At 49.2% G+C, this 18,820-nt stretch carries 19 protein-coding genes; 11 read left to right on the top strand and 8 right to left on the bottom strand.

Translation table 11 applies throughout. The features are described from left to right. Positions 1-6: 6 nt before the first annotated feature. From WFJ73_RS19835 to WFJ73_RS19845, 3 genes are read left to right on the top strand one after another with little or no spacing between them, the layout of a single operon-like run. Positions 7-1,098, top strand: coding sequence for a GerAB/ArcD/ProY family transporter (locus tag WFJ73_RS19835; RefSeq protein WP_336774692.1), 1,092 nt, complete (start codon positions 7-9; stop codon positions 1,096-1,098). Next, complete coding sequence (locus WFJ73_RS19840) at positions 1,095-2,267, top strand: Ger(x)C family spore germination protein (protein WP_336774693.1); 1,173 nt, start codon at positions 1,095-1,097, stop codon at positions 2,265-2,267. The genes WFJ73_RS19835 and WFJ73_RS19840 overlap by 4 nt, the downstream gene beginning before the upstream one ends. A 1-nt stretch (position 2,268) precedes the next feature. Continuing rightward, positions 2,269-2,490 (top strand): hypothetical protein, encoded by a 222-nt coding sequence (locus tag WFJ73_RS19845; protein ID WP_336774694.1) that lies wholly within the window; start codon positions 2,269-2,271, stop codon positions 2,488-2,490. Between the two features lie 51 nt (positions 2,491-2,541). Here the strand turns inward: WFJ73_RS19845 and WFJ73_RS19850 are convergent, their stop codons facing one another. Continuing rightward, positions 2,542-4,020: a methyl-accepting chemotaxis protein gene (locus WFJ73_RS19850; protein ID WP_336774695.1), complete on the bottom strand. Its 1,479-nt coding sequence runs from the start codon at positions 4,018-4,020 to the stop codon at positions 2,542-2,544. A gap of 146 nt (positions 4,021-4,166) precedes the next feature. Between WFJ73_RS19850 and WFJ73_RS19855 the strand changes: the two genes are divergently transcribed. The 3 genes from WFJ73_RS19855 to hxlB all read left to right on the top strand — a co-directional run bounded on the left by WFJ73_RS19855 (position 4,167) and on the right by hxlB (position 5,925). Next, on the top strand, positions 4,167-4,562 hold the full coding sequence (locus WFJ73_RS19855; RefSeq protein WP_336774696.1) for a winged helix-turn-helix transcriptional regulator: 396 nt from the start codon (positions 4,167-4,169) through the stop codon (positions 4,560-4,562). A 175-nt stretch (positions 4,563-4,737) separates the two neighbouring features. Beyond that, on the top strand, positions 4,738-5,367 hold the full coding sequence (gene hxlA, locus WFJ73_RS19860) for a 3-hexulose-6-phosphate synthase (protein WP_015842808.1): 630 nt from the start codon (positions 4,738-4,740) through the stop codon (positions 5,365-5,367). A 6-nt stretch (positions 5,368-5,373) separates the two neighbouring features. Beyond that, positions 5,374-5,925: a 6-phospho-3-hexuloisomerase gene (gene hxlB, locus WFJ73_RS19865; protein ID WP_336774697.1), complete on the top strand. Its 552-nt coding sequence runs from the start codon at positions 5,374-5,376 to the stop codon at positions 5,923-5,925. A gap of 264 nt (positions 5,926-6,189) precedes the next feature. On the opposite strand, the gene WFJ73_RS19870 is transcribed toward hxlB, so the two are convergent. The 5 genes from WFJ73_RS19870 to WFJ73_RS19890 form a co-directional block, all read right to left on the bottom strand. After that, on the bottom strand, positions 6,190-6,429 hold the full coding sequence (locus tag WFJ73_RS19870; RefSeq protein ID WP_336774698.1) for a hypothetical protein: 240 nt from the start codon (positions 6,427-6,429) through the stop codon (positions 6,190-6,192). Between the two features lie 187 nt (positions 6,430-6,616). Further along, positions 6,617-6,952 (bottom strand): hypothetical protein, encoded by a 336-nt coding sequence (locus WFJ73_RS19875; protein ID WP_336774699.1) that lies wholly within the window; start codon positions 6,950-6,952, stop codon positions 6,617-6,619. 131 nt (positions 6,953-7,083) lie between these two features. Beyond that, on the bottom strand, positions 7,084-8,433 hold the full coding sequence (locus WFJ73_RS19880; protein ID WP_336774700.1) for a hypothetical protein: 1,350 nt from the start codon (positions 8,431-8,433) through the stop codon (positions 7,084-7,086). An 81-nt stretch (positions 8,434-8,514) separates the two neighbouring features. After that, a complete protein-coding gene (locus tag WFJ73_RS19885) occupies positions 8,515-9,852 on the bottom strand; it encodes a sensor histidine kinase (RefSeq protein WP_336774701.1) in 1,338 nt (445 codons plus the stop codon). Beyond that, positions 9,845-10,534 carry a response regulator transcription factor gene (locus WFJ73_RS19890; RefSeq protein ID WP_336774702.1) on the bottom strand — a complete coding sequence of 230 codons (690 nt, stop codon included), beginning with the start codon at positions 10,532-10,534 and terminating at the stop codon, positions 9,845-9,847. Before WFJ73_RS19890 ends, WFJ73_RS19885 begins: the two co-directional genes overlap by 8 nt. A gap of 280 nt (positions 10,535-10,814) precedes the next feature. On the opposite strand from WFJ73_RS19890, the gene WFJ73_RS19895 reads away from it, so the two are divergent. The 5 genes from WFJ73_RS19895 to WFJ73_RS19915 all read left to right on the top strand — a co-directional run bounded on the left by WFJ73_RS19895 (position 10,815) and on the right by WFJ73_RS19915 (position 16,524). Further along, on the top strand, positions 10,815-11,963 hold the full coding sequence (locus tag WFJ73_RS19895; protein WP_336774703.1) for a glycosyl hydrolase family 8: 1,149 nt from the start codon (positions 10,815-10,817) through the stop codon (positions 11,961-11,963). A 115-nt stretch (positions 11,964-12,078) separates the two neighbouring features. After that, a complete protein-coding gene (locus WFJ73_RS19900) occupies positions 12,079-12,945 on the top strand; it encodes an AraC family transcriptional regulator (RefSeq protein ID WP_336774704.1) in 867 nt (288 codons plus the stop codon). Between the two features lie 111 nt (positions 12,946-13,056). Further along, positions 13,057-14,646, top strand: a complete 1,590-nt coding sequence (locus WFJ73_RS19905; RefSeq protein WP_336774775.1) for an extracellular solute-binding protein — start codon at positions 13,057-13,059, stop codon at positions 14,644-14,646. Between the two features lie 69 nt (positions 14,647-14,715). Continuing rightward, a complete protein-coding gene (locus tag WFJ73_RS19910) occupies positions 14,716-15,627 on the top strand; it encodes an ABC transporter permease (RefSeq protein WP_442955972.1) in 912 nt (303 codons plus the stop codon). Positions 15,628-15,639: 12 nt separating this feature from the next. Continuing rightward, positions 15,640-16,524 (top strand): carbohydrate ABC transporter permease, encoded by an 885-nt coding sequence (locus tag WFJ73_RS19915; protein ID WP_336774706.1) that lies wholly within the window; start codon positions 15,640-15,642, stop codon positions 16,522-16,524. Between the two features lie 47 nt (positions 16,525-16,571). Here WFJ73_RS19915 and WFJ73_RS19920 read toward each other — a convergent pair whose 3' ends face one another. Together WFJ73_RS19920 and WFJ73_RS19925 are read right to left on the bottom strand one after the other, a co-directional pair. Continuing rightward, positions 16,572-17,408, bottom strand: coding sequence for an NAD-dependent epimerase/dehydratase family protein (locus tag WFJ73_RS19920; protein ID WP_336774707.1), 837 nt, complete (start codon positions 17,406-17,408; stop codon positions 16,572-16,574). Positions 17,409-17,436: 28 nt separating this feature from the next. Next, complete coding sequence (locus tag WFJ73_RS19925) at positions 17,437-18,660, bottom strand: enolase C-terminal domain-like protein (RefSeq protein ID WP_336774708.1); 1,224 nt, start codon at positions 18,658-18,660, stop codon at positions 17,437-17,439. Positions 18,661-18,820 lie beyond the last annotated feature (160 nt).

Genomic DNA, 18,820 nt, shown 5'->3' on the forward strand with positions numbered 1-18,820 from the left:
TCTGGAATGGACAATGGGAAAATTACTTCTTTTCAAATGTCGCTTCTGATGTACTCGGTTATATTGGCAACCGGTTTTATAACGATTCCCGCAATCTCTGCCCATTACGCCATGAACGACTTCTGGCTGGCACCTATTATTGCCATATTAGCAGGCGGAATCGTGCTTGCCATCTCGATTAAGCTGCATCGCCTGTACCCGGATAAAAATCTGGTTCAATACAGTGAACGCATTATTGGCAAAGTACCCGGAAAAGTTCTGGGGCTTGTCTATTTTCAATTTTTCGTATTTACCTGCGGCATTGTCTCCAGAGAATATGCCGAATTTGTCACAGGCAATTACCTATTCAAGACGCCTATGTTCTGCCTAGTGATCTTAATGGTTCTGCTGGCTGCATTTGCTGTACGCGGCGGTGTTGAACTGGTGGTCAGATGCGCGTTATTGTTAACCCCGCTTTTTATTTTGCCGTTATTTTTCTTGCTGTTATTAATACCGGATTTCGATATAAGCCATATTCTGCCGTTTATGAGCCATGGCATTATTCCGGTTATAAAGGGATCATTGGCACCGATCTCGTGGTATTCCGAATTTTTCATTATCGCCTTCTTCCTTCCCAGCGTTATTGATAAGAATAAAACGGTTAAATACAGCTTCCTTTCACTCTTAGCCGTCTCTGCCAGCTTAACCTATGTTTGTCTGATCGCATTGTTCGTGCTTGGTCCCGATACGGCCAATAAGGTGTATCCGGTATTAACGACTTTTCGGTATATCTCCCGTGCCGATTTTTTCGAGAATCTGGAGGCTTTGCTTCTGGCCATGTGGGTCGTTGGCAACTTCATAAAAATCGCGGCCGTTTATTACGCTGCCGTATTGTCCTTCACTTCCTGCTTTAACCTGAAGGACTACAAGCCCTTTGTGTTTCCAATTGGCATTCTGATTGTTATTCACTGCTTCTGGGATATCCCCAGCTTCTTCAAGATGGCCGGATTTCTCGCCACGGTCGGATCGTTTCATTTGTCTACCTTCATGCTTGTCGTTCCGTTCCTGCTGCTGATTATCGCCCTGTGCAGAAAACAATGGAGCAAGATTGTCACATGAGAAAGGTAATGATCGCTATGATGATTAGTATTTCCATGTTAACGCTCACCGGATGCTGGGACCGAACCGAGCTGAATGATCTTGCGCTCATATCGGCAACAACCTTTGACAAAGGGATCAATAATAAAATTTTGGTTACCGCGCAGATCATTATTCCTCAAAATCAAGGGAGCGGACAACAAACAGCTGGAGTCGGCGGCGGCGGCCCCCGGGTCACTACGCGCTCTGCGGAAGGAATCAATATCGAGGATGCCCTGTCCAAGCTTCAACGCAAAATGCCAAGAAGGCTGTTTTGGGGACAATGCAAAATTTTTATTTTCAGCGAGGAGCTGGCGAGAAGCGGGATTCGCGAGGAGTTTGATTTTCTCGTCCGGCATCCCGAGCCCCGGGAACGGGCTTATATGATGATCAGCAAAGGGAAGGCCGCAGAAGCTCTTAACCTGATCCCGCCAATTGAACGCACCTCATCGGAGGTTTTGCGCGAGATCTCCAATCTGCATGACGGGCTGCTTGTAACGATGGAGCAAATGAGTATGGAGCTGAAGGGGGATTCCGAGATCACTGCCCTTCCGTTGGTCTACATACTGCCGCCATCCAAGCTGGCGGACAAGCCTACCCAAACCATCCCTTATATGCGAGGTGCCGCTGTCCTGAAGAAGGGCAAGCTGTCCGGCGAGCTTACGGAAAAGAGACTGCGGGGAGTCCTGCTGGTTAATAACGCTATCTCGGAGTACAGCGTAACGTTCGATGTCGGGGGGAAGCAGGTTTCCTTGCATCCTGTAAAAACAAAAGTACGATTGACCCCCCATATCGACGGGAATAACTGGTCGATGACCATTAAAGTTCAATCCATGGGAAGCATTATTCAGAACAATACAAGCATGGATCCAATGAAGCCCGAGGTTCTCGAGGAAATGAACCGGGCATTCCGCGAGGATATTCATCATCGGATTGAGACTTCCGTCCTCTATTTGCAGCAATTAAAAGCGGACGCCGTTCAGTTCGCCACCGTTTATCACAAGAAATATCCAAGAGAATGGGAGCGGGTAAAGGGGCAATGGGATGAGCAGTTCGCTAAAATCAAAATCATCATCGATGTTAAAACCGATATTAAAAAACCGGGCTTAATTAACGCACCCGGCGGAATGCCATATGAAGAGGGGCAATAAAATGAGGCTGCAGTTTATTATATTCATTACCTTGGGAACCTCCTTGATCTTATGGCTTGAATGGCCGAAGTTAAAAAAATGGGGAACCAAGGAAAAAGCGGTGTTCCTCTCCCTCCTGGCGGTTATCTGGATATTCTTGTTTCTCGATGTTCCGGATACGCCGGGTACTCCTACCGTAGATGAATTCCTATTCAAACCGCTCAAAAGCTTAATTCAGCCTTAATATGCGCAAAGAAAAAAGCCAATGAAGCGGTGGCCTCATTGACTTTTCACCCTATTCCCTTGTTCTCCGTTCCGTCATCTCGTTCAAATCGGAGGTCAGCTTGTCCAGCTGCAGGAAGCTCTCGACAATCTCAACAATCCGGCTGTCCTGCGTCGTCATGCTGGCCGACATTTCCTGGATCGCCGCCATATTCTGCTCCGTAGAACCGGCAATCGTTACGATCTGGCCGGTAATCCTCGTATATTGCTCCTGAAGCTGTTCCGCCGAATAGTCGACCTCGCCTGAATCGCTCACCAGCTTATTGGCGTCTGACGCCAAAGCCCGCATCACATCGGCTACCTTGCGGCCTGCCGCCGTACTGAGAGCAACGGACTGCTGCCCTTCCAGTACCTGCTCTGCCGCCAGTATCGTCTTCGTACGGATACTCTCCAAAATGTGCTCGATCTGCTCCGTTGACTGCTGTGATGTCTCCGCAAGCTTACGGATTTCATGCGAGACAACGGCAAAGCCTTTGCCATGCTCGCCTGCGCGTGCCGCTTCAATTGCCGCGTTCAAAGCAAGCAGGTTCGTCTGAGTTGAAATATGCTTAATGGTTGCTACAATCTCGCTGATGCTCGCATTCTGCTCGCCAAGCTCATTCATGAGCAGCACGGAGGTATCGATCGTTTCGTTAACGCGTTTCATCTCGTGCTCAAGATCAGCGGTTCCTTCGCTTCCTGCTTTGGTTAAGAGAGCGGAGCTTGCCGATAGCTCTTTCATCGCGGTGGAGCGGTTCGCAAGCGACGACACGGAAGCTTCGATATGGCGGATCGATTCGCTGATGTCATTCATGCTGGACGATTGAGCTTCCATGCTTGACGTAATTTCTGAGAAGGCCGAGGTAACTTCCTTGGAAATCGAACCGGCCGTTGTCATATTTGACTTCAGGTTCGTGCTAAACGAATTCAGTTGCGCCGCCGAGGAAGAGACCTGCCCCACAAGCTCCAGCGACCGTTTATTTTCCAGTATCGCCTGCTCGCCTTGCTCAATAATATTATGCTGCAGCCGCTCGCTGAACTTGGTCGATACGTATAGCGGAACCGCCACCATAAAGAAATACATAAACATCGTGGTTGGAGCGTTATCGCCGAAAATCTCGGTCTTATCCGGACTCACGTAGCAATAAACCGTCAGAAGGATGCCCATTAATCCGGAATACCCAATCGCCTTGGAGTTGCCGTAAAGCGTCATGATGGCCAGATTGACATACACGAGAAAATAAGTCGTAATGATCGGTCCGGTTAACAATAACAGCAGCGTAAGCACGGTAACAATCGTTGAGATGAAATACATAATATAGTTCGTTAACCAGTGTTTATAGACCAGAATCGTAGTTGCGCCGCAAGTAAGCGTACCTACGATAGCAAGGACGATAATCGAATCCATCCCCGCCCCGGTCAGAAAATCAACGGCTACGCCGAGTAACAGCATGACCCATATGATATTCACAAGCAGCTTGTTTCTCCGGTGCAGGGTCTCCATATAATCCATTTGTTCTCCACCTTTTTTACCATAATATAGGCAATATTTCCGATCATACCATAAACCGATATTTTTCGACATCATCTTTAATAGACATGAACCCGATAATCTTGTAATCTATTGTGACACGGTTAGATAAGTGGAGGTGCTTAACGTTGGCGAAAGATATTCGTTCCCGAATTGAGATTGATCAAATCAACTGTGAAAAAGAACTAACCCTTGCGTTAATCGGAGGCAAATGGAAGCTTATCATCCTCTGGCATCTGGGCATTGACGGCACAAAACGGTTCAGCGAGCTGCAAAAGCTCATTCCCCATATCACGCAAAAGATTCTGACGAACCAGCTCCGCGAGCTGGAGGAGGATCAGCTTGTCGAGCGGACCGTCTATCCGGTTGTTCCGCCGAAGGTCGAATATAAGCTGACACCGCATGGAGAAAGCCTAGTGCCGATCCTGAAGCTGATGTACAACTGGGGCAAGCATTACGGCGAAGAGGTACTGGGCAGAACATCGGACTCTGAGCCGATTTCCCTTCAAGCAGCAGAAATTTAAACCGCATATGTCACAAAAAAAACCGGCAGACTCCGCATGGAGTCTGCTTTTTTGCGCTTTATAGTTTCCTGCAGGATACGGACTTACTTGAAAGTGCGTACTTCCATTACATTCGGTATCCCACTAATATGAACTCATCGCTTTCAACACCCAAAATAAAGGAGAGATTCAACCTATGGAACTGCAATTGGCACTTGACCTGGTTAACATTCCGGAGGCAAAGGAAGTCGTAAAAGAGGTTGCCCCTTATATCGATATCGTTGAGATTGGTACCCCTGTTGTCATTAACGAAGGGCTTCGCGCCGTTAAAGAAATCAAAGACGAATTCCCGTCGCTTAAAGTACTGGCCGATCTGAAAATTATGGATGCCGGCGGCTATGAAGTGATGAAGGCTTCCGAAGCTGGCGCCGACATCATCACGGTTCTTGGCGTATCCGACGATTCCACGATCAAAGGCGCGGTTGATGAAGCCCGCAAGCAGAACAAAAAGATTATGGTCGACATGATCAACGTAAAAGACATTGCCGCACGCGCAGCGGAAATCGATAACCTTGGCGTTGATTATATCTGCGTACATTCCGGTTACGATCATCAGGCAGACGGTAAAAACTCGTTCGAGGATCTCGCTACGATTAAACGCGTTGTGAAGCAGGCAAAAACCGCGATCGCGGGCGGCATTAAGCTTCAAACGCTGCCTGAAGTCATCCGCGCCCAGCCGGATCTGGTTATCGTTGGCGGCGGCATTACCGGGGCAGAGGATAAGCAAGCCGTTGCCGCTCAAATGCAGCAGCTGATCAAAGGGTAACTGCCAATGAGTACGCTGAGCGCAGCCTCCTCCATTCTTCAAGAGCTGGAACGTACGCTTGACGCGGTTAATCCAAGCGAGATCGAGGCTTTAACGAAGCGGATAACGGAAGCGGACAAAATTTTTGTAGCCGGAGCCGGACGCTCCGGACTGATGATGCGGGCGTTTGCCATGCGCCTGATGCATATGGGCTTCCGCGCTTACGTCGTAGGCGAGACCGTCACGCCGGGTATTGCCGAGGGGGATCTGCTGCTCATCGGCTCGGGCTCCGGCGAGACCAAAACGCTGACAAGCATGGCCGCCAAAGCCCAAAGCATTGGCGCAGCCGTTGGCGTGGTGACCATTGTTCCGGAATCAACTTTAGGCGCTGCTGCCTCCTCTCGGGTAACGATCCCCGCTGTCACCAAAGACAGCCCATCGGGAGGCTCCAGCCAGCCGATGGGCACCTTGTTCGAGCAAAGCCTTCTGCTTCTGCTGGATACGATCGTGCTATACCTAATGCAGCAGCAAGAGCTGCAAGGTGCAACCATGTACAACAATCATGCGAACCTGGAATAGCAGCCGGGCCGCGGAGAAGAACACGGCGGTTGCCGGCATAACATAAAGTAGAGTGAGCCTAGAATTAAAACAGCGACAGCCCAGGACAAGAATCGGACTGTCGCTGTTTTATTTTCTTGTCATCCGAAATCTTCGATGTGGGACGACAAGCACTTCATACTTTCTCACTTCTCCTGCTGTCTATAAAAAAAATCAGCGTTACCGTTTTAAAATTCGGTAACGCTGATTTTTTATACCGTGATAAATCTTTTGTGGATCTCATGCTTAAAAGAAGAAATCTCCGTCAAAACCGTCAAAAAGTCCAATTGCTAGCAAATCAAATAAAAACAGTGGTAAAAAGCATTTCGTTTCTACTGCTTTCCCTTTTTCCGATCTTAATTGGGTAAGAATCACACGATTACCCTGAACTTGTGTCAGTGTTCCTGTAACGATTGTTCCGTCCTTCTTGACCGCATAGATCTTCTTGCCGTAATATTTCGAAATTTGTTTTTTACTGACAGCCATAACGTCATTCCCCCTTTCATCTAAACTTGTACTACTCTATTAATCTATTCAACCGCATTTAAAAGTTACTGGGATTTTAATAGAATTGGTTCATATCTCTAGTGCTTACATGAACAATTTAGCAGACAAAAAAATAACCCGCTGCGGAGGCGGGTTCAAGTTCGTGCTATATAATAAAGGGGGTCCATCATAACGGATATTCCACCACCCAGAAGACGTAGTAGATTGTTGTCTGTAAAGCCTCGTTATCCCAACCAAGCGCGTGTCGATAAGTTAGAGGACGAAGTCCGGACTGCTCAATAGCAGCGGCCGTTTCGGCAAACGTCCAGAAAAATATCCGGGTATCAGTCAGTCCACAAGTTGCATCAATAAAGGCTGCATCATGACAAGGCAATTCTGCGCGTCTCTCATTTATAGTGAAGTAAAAACGACCACCACACTCAAGGGCTTCCGACACGTTACCAATGACTTGTACCAGATTCTCGCAAAAATCGAAGCATCCGCTAGCTAATATTCTTATCAACTTTTCGTTCTCTCTTAAATGGATCCATCGTGAAGTCTTTATTGCCGTTTAGCCACATCCACTTCCCCGATACTTCTTTCATATTCTAATTAAAAAGGCCGCCACCATCGGCAGCCTTCATTCCTATTTTATTACTTCTCATCTAACTCAAACTTTGTCTGTGTATGATCAACAAAGTCCTCAACCTCTTTCAGCACAGCTTGCTTTTTCTGATTTGCTTGATCTTGTGTAATATCGCCTTTTGCTTGTACAGCAGCGATTTTGGCAGTAAAGTCGGACATTAATGTATCAATGAGCTTCTGACGGGATATGCCATGGTCCTTAGCAATGTCCACAAATGATTTACCTGCTTGAACTTGTTCGGCGAAAGTCACTTTTTCAATGCCTAACAGCTCGAAAGCGGCTTTCATATTATATTCACCAATTCCCTGCTCCTTCACTTCACGCTCCTTGTTTAGAGGAGAATTGAATACCCGCTTAGCTTCTATTGCTGCCTTTTTATGCACGTTCTCCTTCTCTTCGTCCGTAAGACTCTTAGTGCTCTTAGCCTGAATCTCATCACTGATTTCCCCTGTCAGTTCATCAATCAACGGCTGAACCTCTTTACCTTGTTCTTGAGCAACATCCGCTAACGACTTACCAGCCTCAAGTGCTTTCTGGAAAGCTTCTTTATCTAAACCAAGCTTAGTTGCTGCGATTTGTTGAAAATCAACAGCTGTGGAGCTCTCCTTCTTAGCGAACAACTCCGGGGTATAATCGACGAAATCTTCTACTTCATTAAGTATTGCCTGCTTTTTTTTAACTGCCTGCTCCTGAGAGATATCTCCGCTTGCCTTAAGTTCATCCGTTTTAGCGTTCACATCAGACAATAGAGCATCTATCAGCTGTTGACGGGTTATATTGTGGGCTTTTGCAATGTCAACGAATGTTTTGCCAGCATGAACCTGCTCAGCAAAAGCAGCCTTGTCGATTCCGATTAATTCAAGCGCCGCTGCCAGGTTCCAGTCATTACTTTCTTGTTTGGCACTTTCTTTATTGAGCGGTTCAGTAAAGATCCGTTCTGCCTCCATGGATGCCTTCTTCTGTACATTCTCCTTCTCCTGATCGGTGATTTTTTCAGGATCAAGATTAGCTAGAATCTCATCACTGATTTCCTTGGTCAGATCATCAATCAGCGGTTGAACCTCTTTGCCTTTTTCTTTTGCGATGTCTGCCAGTGACTTACCGGCTTTCTGAGCTTGCTGGAATGCAGCTTGATCCAGACCAAGCTTTGATTTAGCGATTTCCAGCACATCCAGGTTCAACTTATTACCTTTGACTGTATCTCCTTGCTTTACAGCCGGCTTGGTTGTTTGTGCATCCGCATAGCTTGCCTTCTTTTGTGATTTGTTGTTCAGGCTGTTATCTGCTGCATAAGCGGATACTGGTACTGCAACCGCGACTAATAACGCTGCGCTTGCGAGCTTCCAATTTCTCTTCATTGTTTATCCCTACCTTTCTTATATTTGCCTTCCTTCATCAGAAGGCTACGTGGTTTAAGATAAGAAAACAATCTGAAAAGATTATGAAATATTCGGAAGGGTTACCCGAAATGTTGTCCCTGTCTGCGGCTGAGTCCACACTTCAATCTTTGCGTGATGAGCATCCACAATTTGTTTAGCAATTGCAAGTCCAAGTCCCGTTCCTTCGGAACGACGCGTGCGGGCTTTATCCATGCGGTAAAACCGTTCAAAAATATGTGGCAAATGCTCATTCTCAATCCCGATCCCCGTATCCCTTACCGTGAAGGACGTCTTCTGTGTGCTTACATTTAATGCAACCATTACCCTGCCGCCTTCACGATTGTACTGTATCGCATTTTCAACCAGGATGAGGATTAGCTGCCTTATTCGCACTTCATCCGCCTGAATCATTGCATGGTCCTCTGCAGCTCCCCCTTGGCTGGCATCCCATCCCATAGATACATTCTTTGACGAGGCGATCGGCTGAAGCTGCTCAATGACTTGGTTAATGGTATACCACAAAGAGAAACGTGAGACTGCAAGTTCAATCCTACCACTGTCGCTGCGTGCAAGTATAAGCAGATTTTCAACAAGCCGGCTCATATGATGAATTTCTCGCCCCGACTTCATAAGTACATTACGATGAAACTCCGGAAGCTTATCACTTTGCTCATCAAGCACTTCATAGGCGGATCTCAATATACTTAGCGGTGTTCGAAGCTCATGAGACGCATCACTGGTGAATTGTTCCTGTCTTTGAAAAGCATTCGCGATCGGTTTCATGGCGCGGCCAGCTAACAGATAACCTGCAATTCCGCCAGCTAACAGTAGAACAAAAGCAAGCCCCGCGAACGCCCATCTTAATTGCATTATTAGTGCAGCATCATTCGTTATTTCCTGTGCGACAATAATCCTATATTCATTGAGCTCCCCGCTTGATATGACCAACCCTCCCATTCGGAAGGTCCGACCATTCGCTCGAACATTATGATAGTCATGATCAGGTTTTTTGAGAACACTTGGCAATAGCGCATTCATAGGAAAAACCTCTTCTGCCGCTTCATCATTTAAACCCAGTTTATTTGCCGAAGGGGATTCAAAAATGATTTGCCCATTCGGATCAACTAACCATGCCATTTGATTCAATTGCAAGCCGGAGGGAGCATAACCCTTTTCTGAATGCTCATAAGAATCGAACAAGACATCACCCTTTGGTGAGCCCAGCAACTTTTGCAATTCTGATTTGTACTGACCGCTTAACGTTGTAAGCTGATTATCCTCTGTCATTGTCAGCATATTCTGTACCATCCATAGCGAAAAAACCGCAGTTATCATCAAGATAATACCTACGGTTAGAGAGAATTCACGCGTTAGACGTGTTCTTGTTTGTTTAAACATGTGCGCCCCCGTCCACGGTCAGCCGATAGCCAGCACCATATACACTTTGAATGCTCTTCGACTTAAACGGACCATCCAATTTCTTTCTAAGCAGTTTGATGGTGGCATCAACGACGTTTAGGGTAACATCCGAGCCGATCCCCCATACATGATCAAGCAGCTGCTCGCGTGACAGGACTTGTCCAGCATGACGCATCAAACAGACAAGTAATTGAAACTCGCGCCTCGTAAGTGAAATTGCCATACCTCCGCGGTTTACTTCCAATCTGTTCAAGTGTGCCGTTATTTCCCCAAGGGATATTATATCCGATTGATAACCACGTTCCTGACGACGGAATAAAGCGATAAGCCGTGCCTCCAGTTCTTCAAATGCAAAAGGCTTTATCATGTAGTCATCTGCACCAGCATGCAGTCCTTCCACCCTATCTTGTACAGCATCTCTTGCTGTCAAAAGCAGAATTGGAGTGTGATCATCCTTGCTTCGAATCTCCCTGACTAGTTCTATTCCAGTCATCTCGGGAAGCATCCAATCGAGCACATAGACATCATAATGACCTTTTGTAATAACTTCTTTAGCTTGCAAGCCATCCTTTACCCAATCTACAACATGATATCTTCGCTTCAGTTGATGCTCAGTTAACTCACCAAGCGTTTCATCGTCCTCCGCAAGCAAGACGCGCATTTTATCTTACCTCCTGCAACTTCATAGATCTTAAATATATCAATAAACTATGAAATTAGCATGAAATCAGAAGTTGCCTATAAAGATCGCAAGTCTTATAACCCATTTTCTAATTCTGCAACTTTATTTGCCTAGAGATAATACTTTATTTTTCTAGTCTTGAACTTTATTTTCTACTGACAGCGGCAATCTATAATTTTCAATGAAAACGCTTTAATTTGTATAGTTTCGCCTGTGCTAAGATGGGGTTATACACCACGAAATGGAGGTTTTTACTACAATGACAGCTTTGGAAAAAGGGGCTTATTATACCGGTGAATACCGGAATTTGTTCAAGGAACTCGGCTATGCCGAGGCAGCGATACAAGCGAAGCTGAAGCAAGCTTGGAATGACCTGCTGCAGGGTGATCCGGAGGTACGGATTTATTACCCGATGGGAGAAGACAAAGGTTATTTCCTCGATACCGGTAATGTGGATGTCCGGTCGGAGGGCATGTCCTACGGCATGATGATGGCCGTTCAGATGAATGACAAGGAGATTTTCGACCGGCTGTGGAACTTCTCCGTCACTTATATGCAGCACGCGGAAGGACGTTACAAGGATTATTTCGCTTGGCATTGCAAAACGGACGGAACCCGTCTGTCCCAAGGGCCTGCGCCGGATGGCGAGGAGTTTTTTGCCATGGCGCTGTTCTTTGCCGCAAACCGCTGGGGCGACGGACCGGAGCCGTACAATTACTCGGAGCAGGCAAGACGGATTTTACGGGCGTGCATCCACCAGGGCGAAGACGGCAATGGCGGCAGCCCGATGTGGGAGCCGGCAAACAAGCTGATCAAGTTTGTGCCGGAATCACCGTTTAGCGACCCGTCCTACCATCTCCCCCATTTCTACGAATTGTTCGCGTTATGGGCGGATGAAGAGGACAGACCGTTCTGGCGGGAAGCGGCGGCTGCAAGCCGGGCCTACCTGCGTACGGCTTGCCATCCCGAGACGGGATTGTCGCCGGAGTACGCCAACTACGACGGAACGCCGGCAGAGGTGCAGCGGCATGGCGACTTCCGCCATTTCTACAGCGATGCTTACCGGGTAGCGGCCAATATCGGTCTAGACTGGGCATGGTTCCGCCAGGATCCGTGGCAGGTCGGACAGTCGAACCGGATCCAGCGGTTTTTCCGTCCGGTCGACGTTGCGGCTTACCGCCGTTATACGATTGACGGCAAACCTTTCGACGAGCCGGCGCTGCATCCTATCGGGTTGCTCGCGACCAATGCCATGGCTTCCCTTGCGGCGGATGGTCAGGACGCCGGTTACTTTGTTCAGCTGTTCTGGAATACTCCTCTCCGCAAGGGCGAGCGCCGTTATTACGATAACTGCCTTTATTTCTTCAGCCTGCTGGCATTAAGCGGCAGCTACCGGATTTACGCCTAGCCCTGAACGGAAATGACGATCTATGCTACAATAGACAGATCGTCGACTAGACTACTAGAGACATAGCATGTGCCCCTTTGGCACTGCTATGTCTTTTTTTGCGGGGTGAATTCCTTTGAAAGATTACGGCCATGAATTTGCAGACATCTTTTATTACACGCCTAACGAATTTGAGAAGCTGGGCGGACTTTGGCCGCTTCGCACGGGCCACAATATCGCGAAGGCGAATTATAGCGTTGGACCAAGGGTGATCGAATGCTTCTCCTTTCATTTTGTGCTTAACGGCTCGGTTACGCTGTCCAGTATGGGCGAGACCGTTATCCTGCCGAAGGGCAGCCTGTTCTGCTTGTTCCCCGATGTGAAGCACAGCTACTGGATTACGCAATACGATTCCGAGTCCCCGCTGAAGATGCATTGGCTGGCCTTCACCGGCCCGCAAGCGGAGATGCTCGTCCGAAGGATCGGAGTGACCGAGCATAAGCCGTATTTACGCAACAAGCTTACGGCTGAGCTTGCCAATCAGTTGCAGGCGTGTATGGAACGGATGAAAAACTCGCAGAAGGACGGCGATTTGCAGCTGCAGACGCTGTTGTACCGGCTGTTCGAAATGCTATCGCTTCCGCTTCCTGAAGTGAACGTGGAGAAAGATTGGTTAAAAGCCTGCCTGCAATATATGGAGACGCATTATGCGGAAGGCATAAGCGTAACGGATCTGGCGGAATGGTCCGGCATGCACCGCTCGCATCTGTCCAGCAGGTTCAAACAAAGCTTCGGCATAAGTCCCCGCGAATATCTGATCAAGCTGCGGATGGACCGGGCAGTGGAGATGCTGCAGAGCCGGACTCTATCGATTACCGATATCTCTCTTTCGCTAGGCTATACGGACCTTTATACCTTCTCGAGAGCCTTCTGTACGTACACCGGCATGTCGCCGTCGAACTACCGCAGCAAGCTGCTCGCGTCTAACAAAATGCCAAATTGATCACAACGAAATGTTATTTCTATTTCATAAGGCTTACTTTATGCTAAATGCAGCCCACAAATCCAACTATGCGACTTTGAATACTTTGTTTTAAAGGAGAATGCTGTAATGATGATTAAACAACGAAGCACAATTACCGTGTCCGCGATGCTTGCCCTTTCTTTGACGCTAGCCGGGTGCAGCTCAAGCCATGACGCGGATAACAAAAACAACTCAAAGGAAGCTTCCTCAAGCGAAGTCAGCAAAACCGGTTTTCCGATCGTGCAGGAGCCGATCAAGCTGAAAATGTTCTCGCGTATTGCCCCTGTGAATGGCCCGTTCAAGGACATGCCCGTGTTCGAGGACTATGCCAAGCAAAGCAACATTGACGTAGAGTTTACCGAAGTGCCTACGGATGGCTTCCAGGAGAAAAAGAATTTGCTGTTCGCATCCAATGAGCTGCCCGACGCCCTGTTCCGTTCCTCTCTTACTTCGCTGGAAGCGATCCGTTACGGAACGGCCGGCCAATTAATTCCGCTGGAAAATCTGATTAATGATTACGCTCCGAATTTCAAAAAGCTGATGGAGCAATATCCCGAGATTGGATCTGCGATTAAAACGCCGGAAGGCCATATTTACGCTCTGCCTACGGTTGTTACGGTAGGGGCAGCACGGACGGACAAGAAATGGATTAATCAAGCCTGGCTGAAAAAGCTGAATTTGCAGGAGCCTCAAACGACGGAGGATTTGTATAATGTGCTGGTTGCCTTCCGGGACAAAGACCCGAACGGCAATGGAAAGCAGGATGAAATCCCATTGACGGCCCGTGCCAGCGCCGGGGTTGGTCTAGGCCTGCCAATTATCCCGATGATGAGCGGTTCGTTTGGCCTTGATACGCAGCTTGGCTATAACATCAATCTGGTCGACGGCAAAGTGGAAATCTGGATGGGCAATGACCGCAACAAGGAGCTGCTTCAATATTTGAACAAGCTCTACAGCGAAAAGTTGCTTGACCCGGAAGTGTTCTCCCAAACGGAAGCACAATATATCGCCAAGCAGGGATCGGGCAACGTTGGTTTCTTCTTCGATCAGACCAACAATGCGTTCCTGTCGATTCAGGATCAGTACACCGGTATCGCGCCGCTTGAAGGTCCGCACGGAGACCGCCTGCAGAGTCAAGGCTCCCCGGTTCCCCGCGACTTAGGCTCGTTCGCTATTACATCCGTGAACAAGCATCCGGAAGCAACGATGCGCTGGATCGATTATTTCTACAGCGAAGAAGGCTCCACCCTGCTCCGGTTCGGCCGGGAAGGCGAGAACTATGAGCTTAAAGACGGCATTCCGTATTATACGCAGCAATTTTTGAATACCGGAAACCAAGGCAAAATTACGCCTTACGCGGGGGGCGGCGCTCCTCATCTCATCAGCGAGAACGTTGCCTCCTTTATTAATCCGCCTCAAGTCCAAGAGGCCCAAAAGAAGCTTGATCCTTACATGCCGGAGGTCCGCTATGCCGCTCCGATGTTCGACGAGGAGACCGCGAAGAAAGTGGACGTGCTCCGCAACGACCTTGATAAATATTACGACGAGCAAAGCACCAAGTTTATTACCGGCGCGCTTAGCTTTGATAAATGGGATGACTTCCAGGCTACGCTGAAAAAGCTGAAGATCGACGAGCTGCAGAAGCTGTACCAGGATGCCTACGATAAAGTGAAACAATAACTAAAAAGGAGGTCGCACATGAGACCGGCTGAGGCCAATCATCCGACCACCAGTCCGCGGAGCCGCTCCATGCGCGGCTCCCGGCTGTTTAAAAAGATAACAAGACGCTACGATTTATATTTGATGCTCCTGCTTCCTATTGCCTGGTATCTTCTGTTCCAATACGGTCCGCTGTACGGGCTCCAAATTGCGTTTAAGGACTTTAATCCGGCCAAAGGAATCGTAGGCAGCAAATGGGTCGGGTTCGAGCATTTCACCCGCTTCTTTGATTCGTATTATTTCTGGAGGCTGCTGTGGAATACCATCTCCATCAATTTGTTCTCGCTGCTGATTGCCTTCCCGATTCCGATCGTTCTGGCTCTCATTATTCAAGAGCTTCCGAGCAGGGGCTTTAGCAAATGGCTGCAAAATATTACGTACCTTCCGCATTTTATCTCGATTGTCGTGATCGTTGGGATGCTGCAGCTGTTCCTGTCTCCCAAAAGCGGCCCCGTCAACGGGCTAATCGAGGCGTTTGGCGGCACGCCAATCCGGTTCCTCGAGGAGGCCGCTTGGTTCAAGCCGATTTTCATCAGCTCGAACATTTGGCAGAACATGGGCTGGCAGTCGATTATGTACATCGCGGCTCTCGTTGGCATTAATCCTCAGCTGTACGAAGCGGCCAAGATGGACGGGGCTTCCCGGCTGCGGCGGATCTGGCATATCTCCCTGCCCGGCATCGTGCCGGTTATCGTGATTCTGCTTATTCTGGATATCGGCCATTTTATGAATATCGGCTTCGAGAAGGTGCTGCTGATGCAGAATAGCATGAATATCGAGGCCAGCGATGTCATCTCAACCTTTGTCTATACGACGGGCATTCTGAAAGGCGAATACAGCTATACCGCCGCGATTGGACTATTTAACGCGGTCATTAATCTGGCGCTTCTGCTCTTCGTGAACCGGTTCGCCCGCAAGCTGTCCGAGACAAGCTTATGGTAAGGAGGGAAGCCAATGATCAACCGCTCGGGAGTGACGAGTGAACGGCTGTTTAATGCGGTTGTGTATGCAATTGCCGCAGTCATTATTCTTATTGTGCTGTACCCACTGCTTTTTGTCGTCAGCGCTTCCGTCAGCGACCCGGCTAAGGTGTTGGACGGCGGGGTATGGCTGCTGCCAAAGGGCCTGACTATAGAGGCTTATACGAATATTTTTCATAATAACGAGGTTTGGATTGGTTACCGGAATACCATCCTTTACACTGTTGTGGGAACGGTCATAAACATCATAATGACGACCTTGGCCGCCTATCCGCTGTCGAGGCCTGACCTTCCCGGACGGAAAGCGCTAATGCTGCTTATTACGCTTACGATGTTTTTCAGCGGCGGGCTTATTCCGACTTACCTGCTGGTGAAGGATCTCGGGATGGTGGATACGATCTGGTCGCTTGTTGTTCCGGGCGCGATCTCGACGTACAATCTAATCGTCATGAGAACCTATTTCCAATCGAGCATTCCTTGGGAGATCCAGGAGGCGGGCCATATCGACGGCTGCTCGAACTGGCGGCTGCTGGTGAACATTATTTTGCCGCTGTCGAAGCCGATTCTGGCCGTGATGGTGTTGTTCTACGCGGTAGGCCATTGGAATTCGTTCTTTAACGCGCTTATCTATATGCGCGACGAGTCGCATTATCCGCTGCAGCTCGTATTGCGCGAAATCTTGATGATCAGCCAATCGTCGGCCGTTGACGGCAATGTGGGACTGGAGGATAAAATCCTGCTTGCCGAAAGCATCAAGTATGCGATTATTATCGTCTCCAGCCTGCCGGTATGGATTATGTATCCGTTTGTGCAGAGGCATTTCGTTACGGGAGTTATGATTGGCTCTATAAAAGGATGAGGTTGAAAAAAAGCCCTGACCGCTTGACCCGGTCAGGGCTTTTTGGTTTATTCGCTGTCCGCCCAGGAATGCCGCGGCTTCCAGCCGAGCACTCTCTCGGCTTCCTTATTGCTGACGATTGCCGTCCGCTCCGGGAACGGATCGCGCAGATCCTTTACGTCCGGATAGAACTGCTCGATTAATTGCGCGGTTGGCCGGTCGCTCAGCGTATCGCTGCTTGTAATGTTGAGGCAGACTGCGCCTCTGTCTTCGACATTGAGCGAAGCGATGCAGGCGCTGACGGCATCCCGGATGTCGATGTAGCTCCAGAAGATATTTTTGAATGCCTCCGGCTTGCTTATCGCAAGATGCTTGTAATCCTCCGGCTTCGTAATCATGGAGAAGCGGAGCGAGATCACCTGCATGCCGTTACGGCGGTCGAACATCGCGGCAGTCAGCTCGTTTACGATCTTCGATAAGCCATAGCATTCCTGCGGCTGCTGCGGATGCTCCTCGTCTACCGGGAGATAATCCGGCGAGAACGGGGTGGGCGCCCATGCAAATCCGTAAGAGGACTCGCTGGATCCAACTACAACCTTACGGATATTAAGCAGCGAAGCCGCTTCGAGAATATTGTAGCCGGATACTACGTTATTAGAGAAAATATGCGGATACGGGTAACCAAGCGGAGCCGGAATCGCAGCCAGATGAATGACCGCATCGGCTCCATGGAGCGCGGAGACGACTTGTCCGAAATCGTTCAGGTCCACCTTGATTTGCCGGCACCTCAGCTCGTTGGAGCGCTGCGTATCCAGCGATGTGACATTGTAGCCCTCCAGCTGGAGCTCCTTGATCAGTGCCGAGCCCAGCTTGCCGCTGCCGCCTGTTACTGCAATTGTTTTCATAAGGGTTACACTCCTATTAATGAAGAAATTATGGGCGTACCAGCGTGCCGTCCGCCTTGCGGTCCAGCTGATAAGGATTGAAATACACCGATTTGCTCCAGCCTTCTCCCAGCAGCTGCTGCGCCTTCAGCTCATCCAGCTCTATGCCGAGACCCGGCTTTTGCGACGGATACAAATAGCCGCCTTTCCGCTCGATATGCCCCTCGAATGCATCCTTCTCTTCCGGCTTGAAATGGTTCACTTCCTGAATGCCGAAATTCCATATCGCCATATCGAGGTGAACGGCTGCCGCCTGATTGACGGGATCGTTTTCCCCGCCCTCCTGCCAAGCCGTACGTACGCCAAACGCTTCGGCTAAAGCGGCGATTTTGCGGCAGGCGCTTATGCCTCCCGCCTTGGATACGCGCACGCGGATAAAGTCGATCAGCTGCTCCTTGATCAGCTGCGTCCACTCCTGCGGATTCACGAACAGCTCGCCAACCGCCTGAGGAGTAGCGGATTGCTGACGCAAGTGACGATACCAGCCGATCTGCTCCGGCGCGATGGCATCCTCGAGGAAGAACAGGCTGTAGGGCTCAACCCGCTTCGCAAGCTGAATCGCATTCACCGGCGTCAGATGCTCATGCACGTCATGGGTGAACTGAACGCCCATGCCGAATTCATTCCGCAGCTGTTCGAACATATGCGGGATCGCATGCAAGTATGACTGCTCGTCAAACACCGGACCGCTGCCCCATGCCTGCTGCGGGATATTGGCCTTATCCCGATCAATAAAGCCGCCTCCTCCGTAACCGCCCATCTGTACGCGGATGACGGAGTAGCCTTCTTCAATAAACCGGTGCACATCCTCTTTCAGCTCGGCGATATCCTTGCCGCCGGCATGACCGTAACAAGGAACCGCAGCGCGGCAAGCTCCGCCAAGCAGCTGGTAGACGGGAAGCCCCGCTTCCTTGCCTTTTATATCCCACAGCGCCATGTCGATGCCGCCGATTGCGGTATGCAGCAATGCGCCGTTTCTCCAATAGCCGCTCATATACATCGTCTGCCACAAATCTTCTATATTGGCGGCATCCTTGCCGATTAATAGAGGGGCAAGCAATTGCTCGATAATTTGCACGACCGCTTCCGGATTATAGACATCGGATGCGGAGCCAAGCCCGTACAGCCCATCCTGGTCCGTTATCACTTTGACGATGGTCCAGGTCCCGTTTTTGCGGGTGCGAATACATTTGATTCCCGTTATTTTTGCCATTCGATTACCCTCCTCTTGTCGTGCTCCCTCCCATTCTAGTCCGGTTTAGGCGTGCTCTAAATGAGACATATTTAAACTTTCTGTCGCATTCTTAGCCTCTTTCGCTTGAGCTATGTCTAGGTGCCCTTTCTTGCGCTAGATTAGATATAGCCATGCTAGA

Source organism: Paenibacillus sp. MMO-58 (genome assembly GCF_037146255.1).
In the GTDB taxonomy this organism is placed as follows: domain Bacteria; phylum Bacillota; class Bacilli; order Paenibacillales; family Paenibacillaceae; genus Pristimantibacillus.

Bases quoted from the DNA above. Each gene is read 5' to 3' on its own strand.
- WFJ73_RS19915 (WP_336774706.1), top strand. From the start codon at position 15,640: ATGATCAACCGCTCGGGAGTGACGAGTGAACGGCTGTTTAATGCGGTT.
- WFJ73_RS19870 (WP_336774698.1), bottom strand. From the start codon at position 6,429: ATGGCTGTCAGTAAAAAACAAATTTCGAAATATTACGGCAAGAAGATC.
- hxlA (WP_015842808.1), top strand. From the start codon at position 4,738: ATGGAACTGCAATTGGCACTTGACCTGGTTAACATTCCGGAGGCAAAG.
- WFJ73_RS19925 (WP_336774708.1), bottom strand. From the start codon at position 18,660: ATGGCAAAAATAACGGGAATCAAATGTATTCGCACCCGCAAAAACGGG.
- WFJ73_RS19835 (WP_336774692.1), top strand. From the start codon at position 7: ATGGACAATGGGAAAATTACTTCTTTTCAAATGTCGCTTCTGATGTAC.
- WFJ73_RS19920 (WP_336774707.1), bottom strand. From the start codon at position 17,408: ATGAAAACAATTGCAGTAACAGGCGGCAGCGGCAAGCTGGGCTCGGCA.
- WFJ73_RS19890 (WP_336774702.1), bottom strand. From the start codon at position 10,534: ATGCGCGTCTTGCTTGCGGAGGACGATGAAACGCTTGGTGAGTTAACT.
- WFJ73_RS19840 (WP_336774693.1), top strand. From the start codon at position 1,095: ATGAGAAAGGTAATGATCGCTATGATGATTAGTATTTCCATGTTAACG.
- WFJ73_RS19880 (WP_336774700.1), bottom strand. From the start codon at position 8,433: ATGAAGAGAAATTGGAAGCTCGCAAGCGCAGCGTTATTAGTCGCGGTT.
- WFJ73_RS19850 (WP_336774695.1), bottom strand. From the start codon at position 4,020: ATGGATTATATGGAGACCCTGCACCGGAGAAACAAGCTGCTTGTGAAT.
- WFJ73_RS19885 (WP_336774701.1), bottom strand. From the start codon at position 9,852: ATGTTTAAACAAACAAGAACACGTCTAACGCGTGAATTCTCTCTAACC.
- hxlB (WP_336774697.1), top strand. From the start codon at position 5,374: ATGAGTACGCTGAGCGCAGCCTCCTCCATTCTTCAAGAGCTGGAACGT.
- WFJ73_RS19910 (WP_442955972.1), top strand. From the start codon at position 14,716: ATGCGCGGCTCCCGGCTGTTTAAAAAGATAACAAGACGCTACGATTTA.
- WFJ73_RS19845 (WP_336774694.1), top strand. From the start codon at position 2,269: ATGAGGCTGCAGTTTATTATATTCATTACCTTGGGAACCTCCTTGATC.
- WFJ73_RS19895 (WP_336774703.1), top strand. From the start codon at position 10,815: ATGACAGCTTTGGAAAAAGGGGCTTATTATACCGGTGAATACCGGAAT.
- WFJ73_RS19905 (WP_336774775.1), top strand. From the start codon at position 13,057: ATGATTAAACAACGAAGCACAATTACCGTGTCCGCGATGCTTGCCCTT.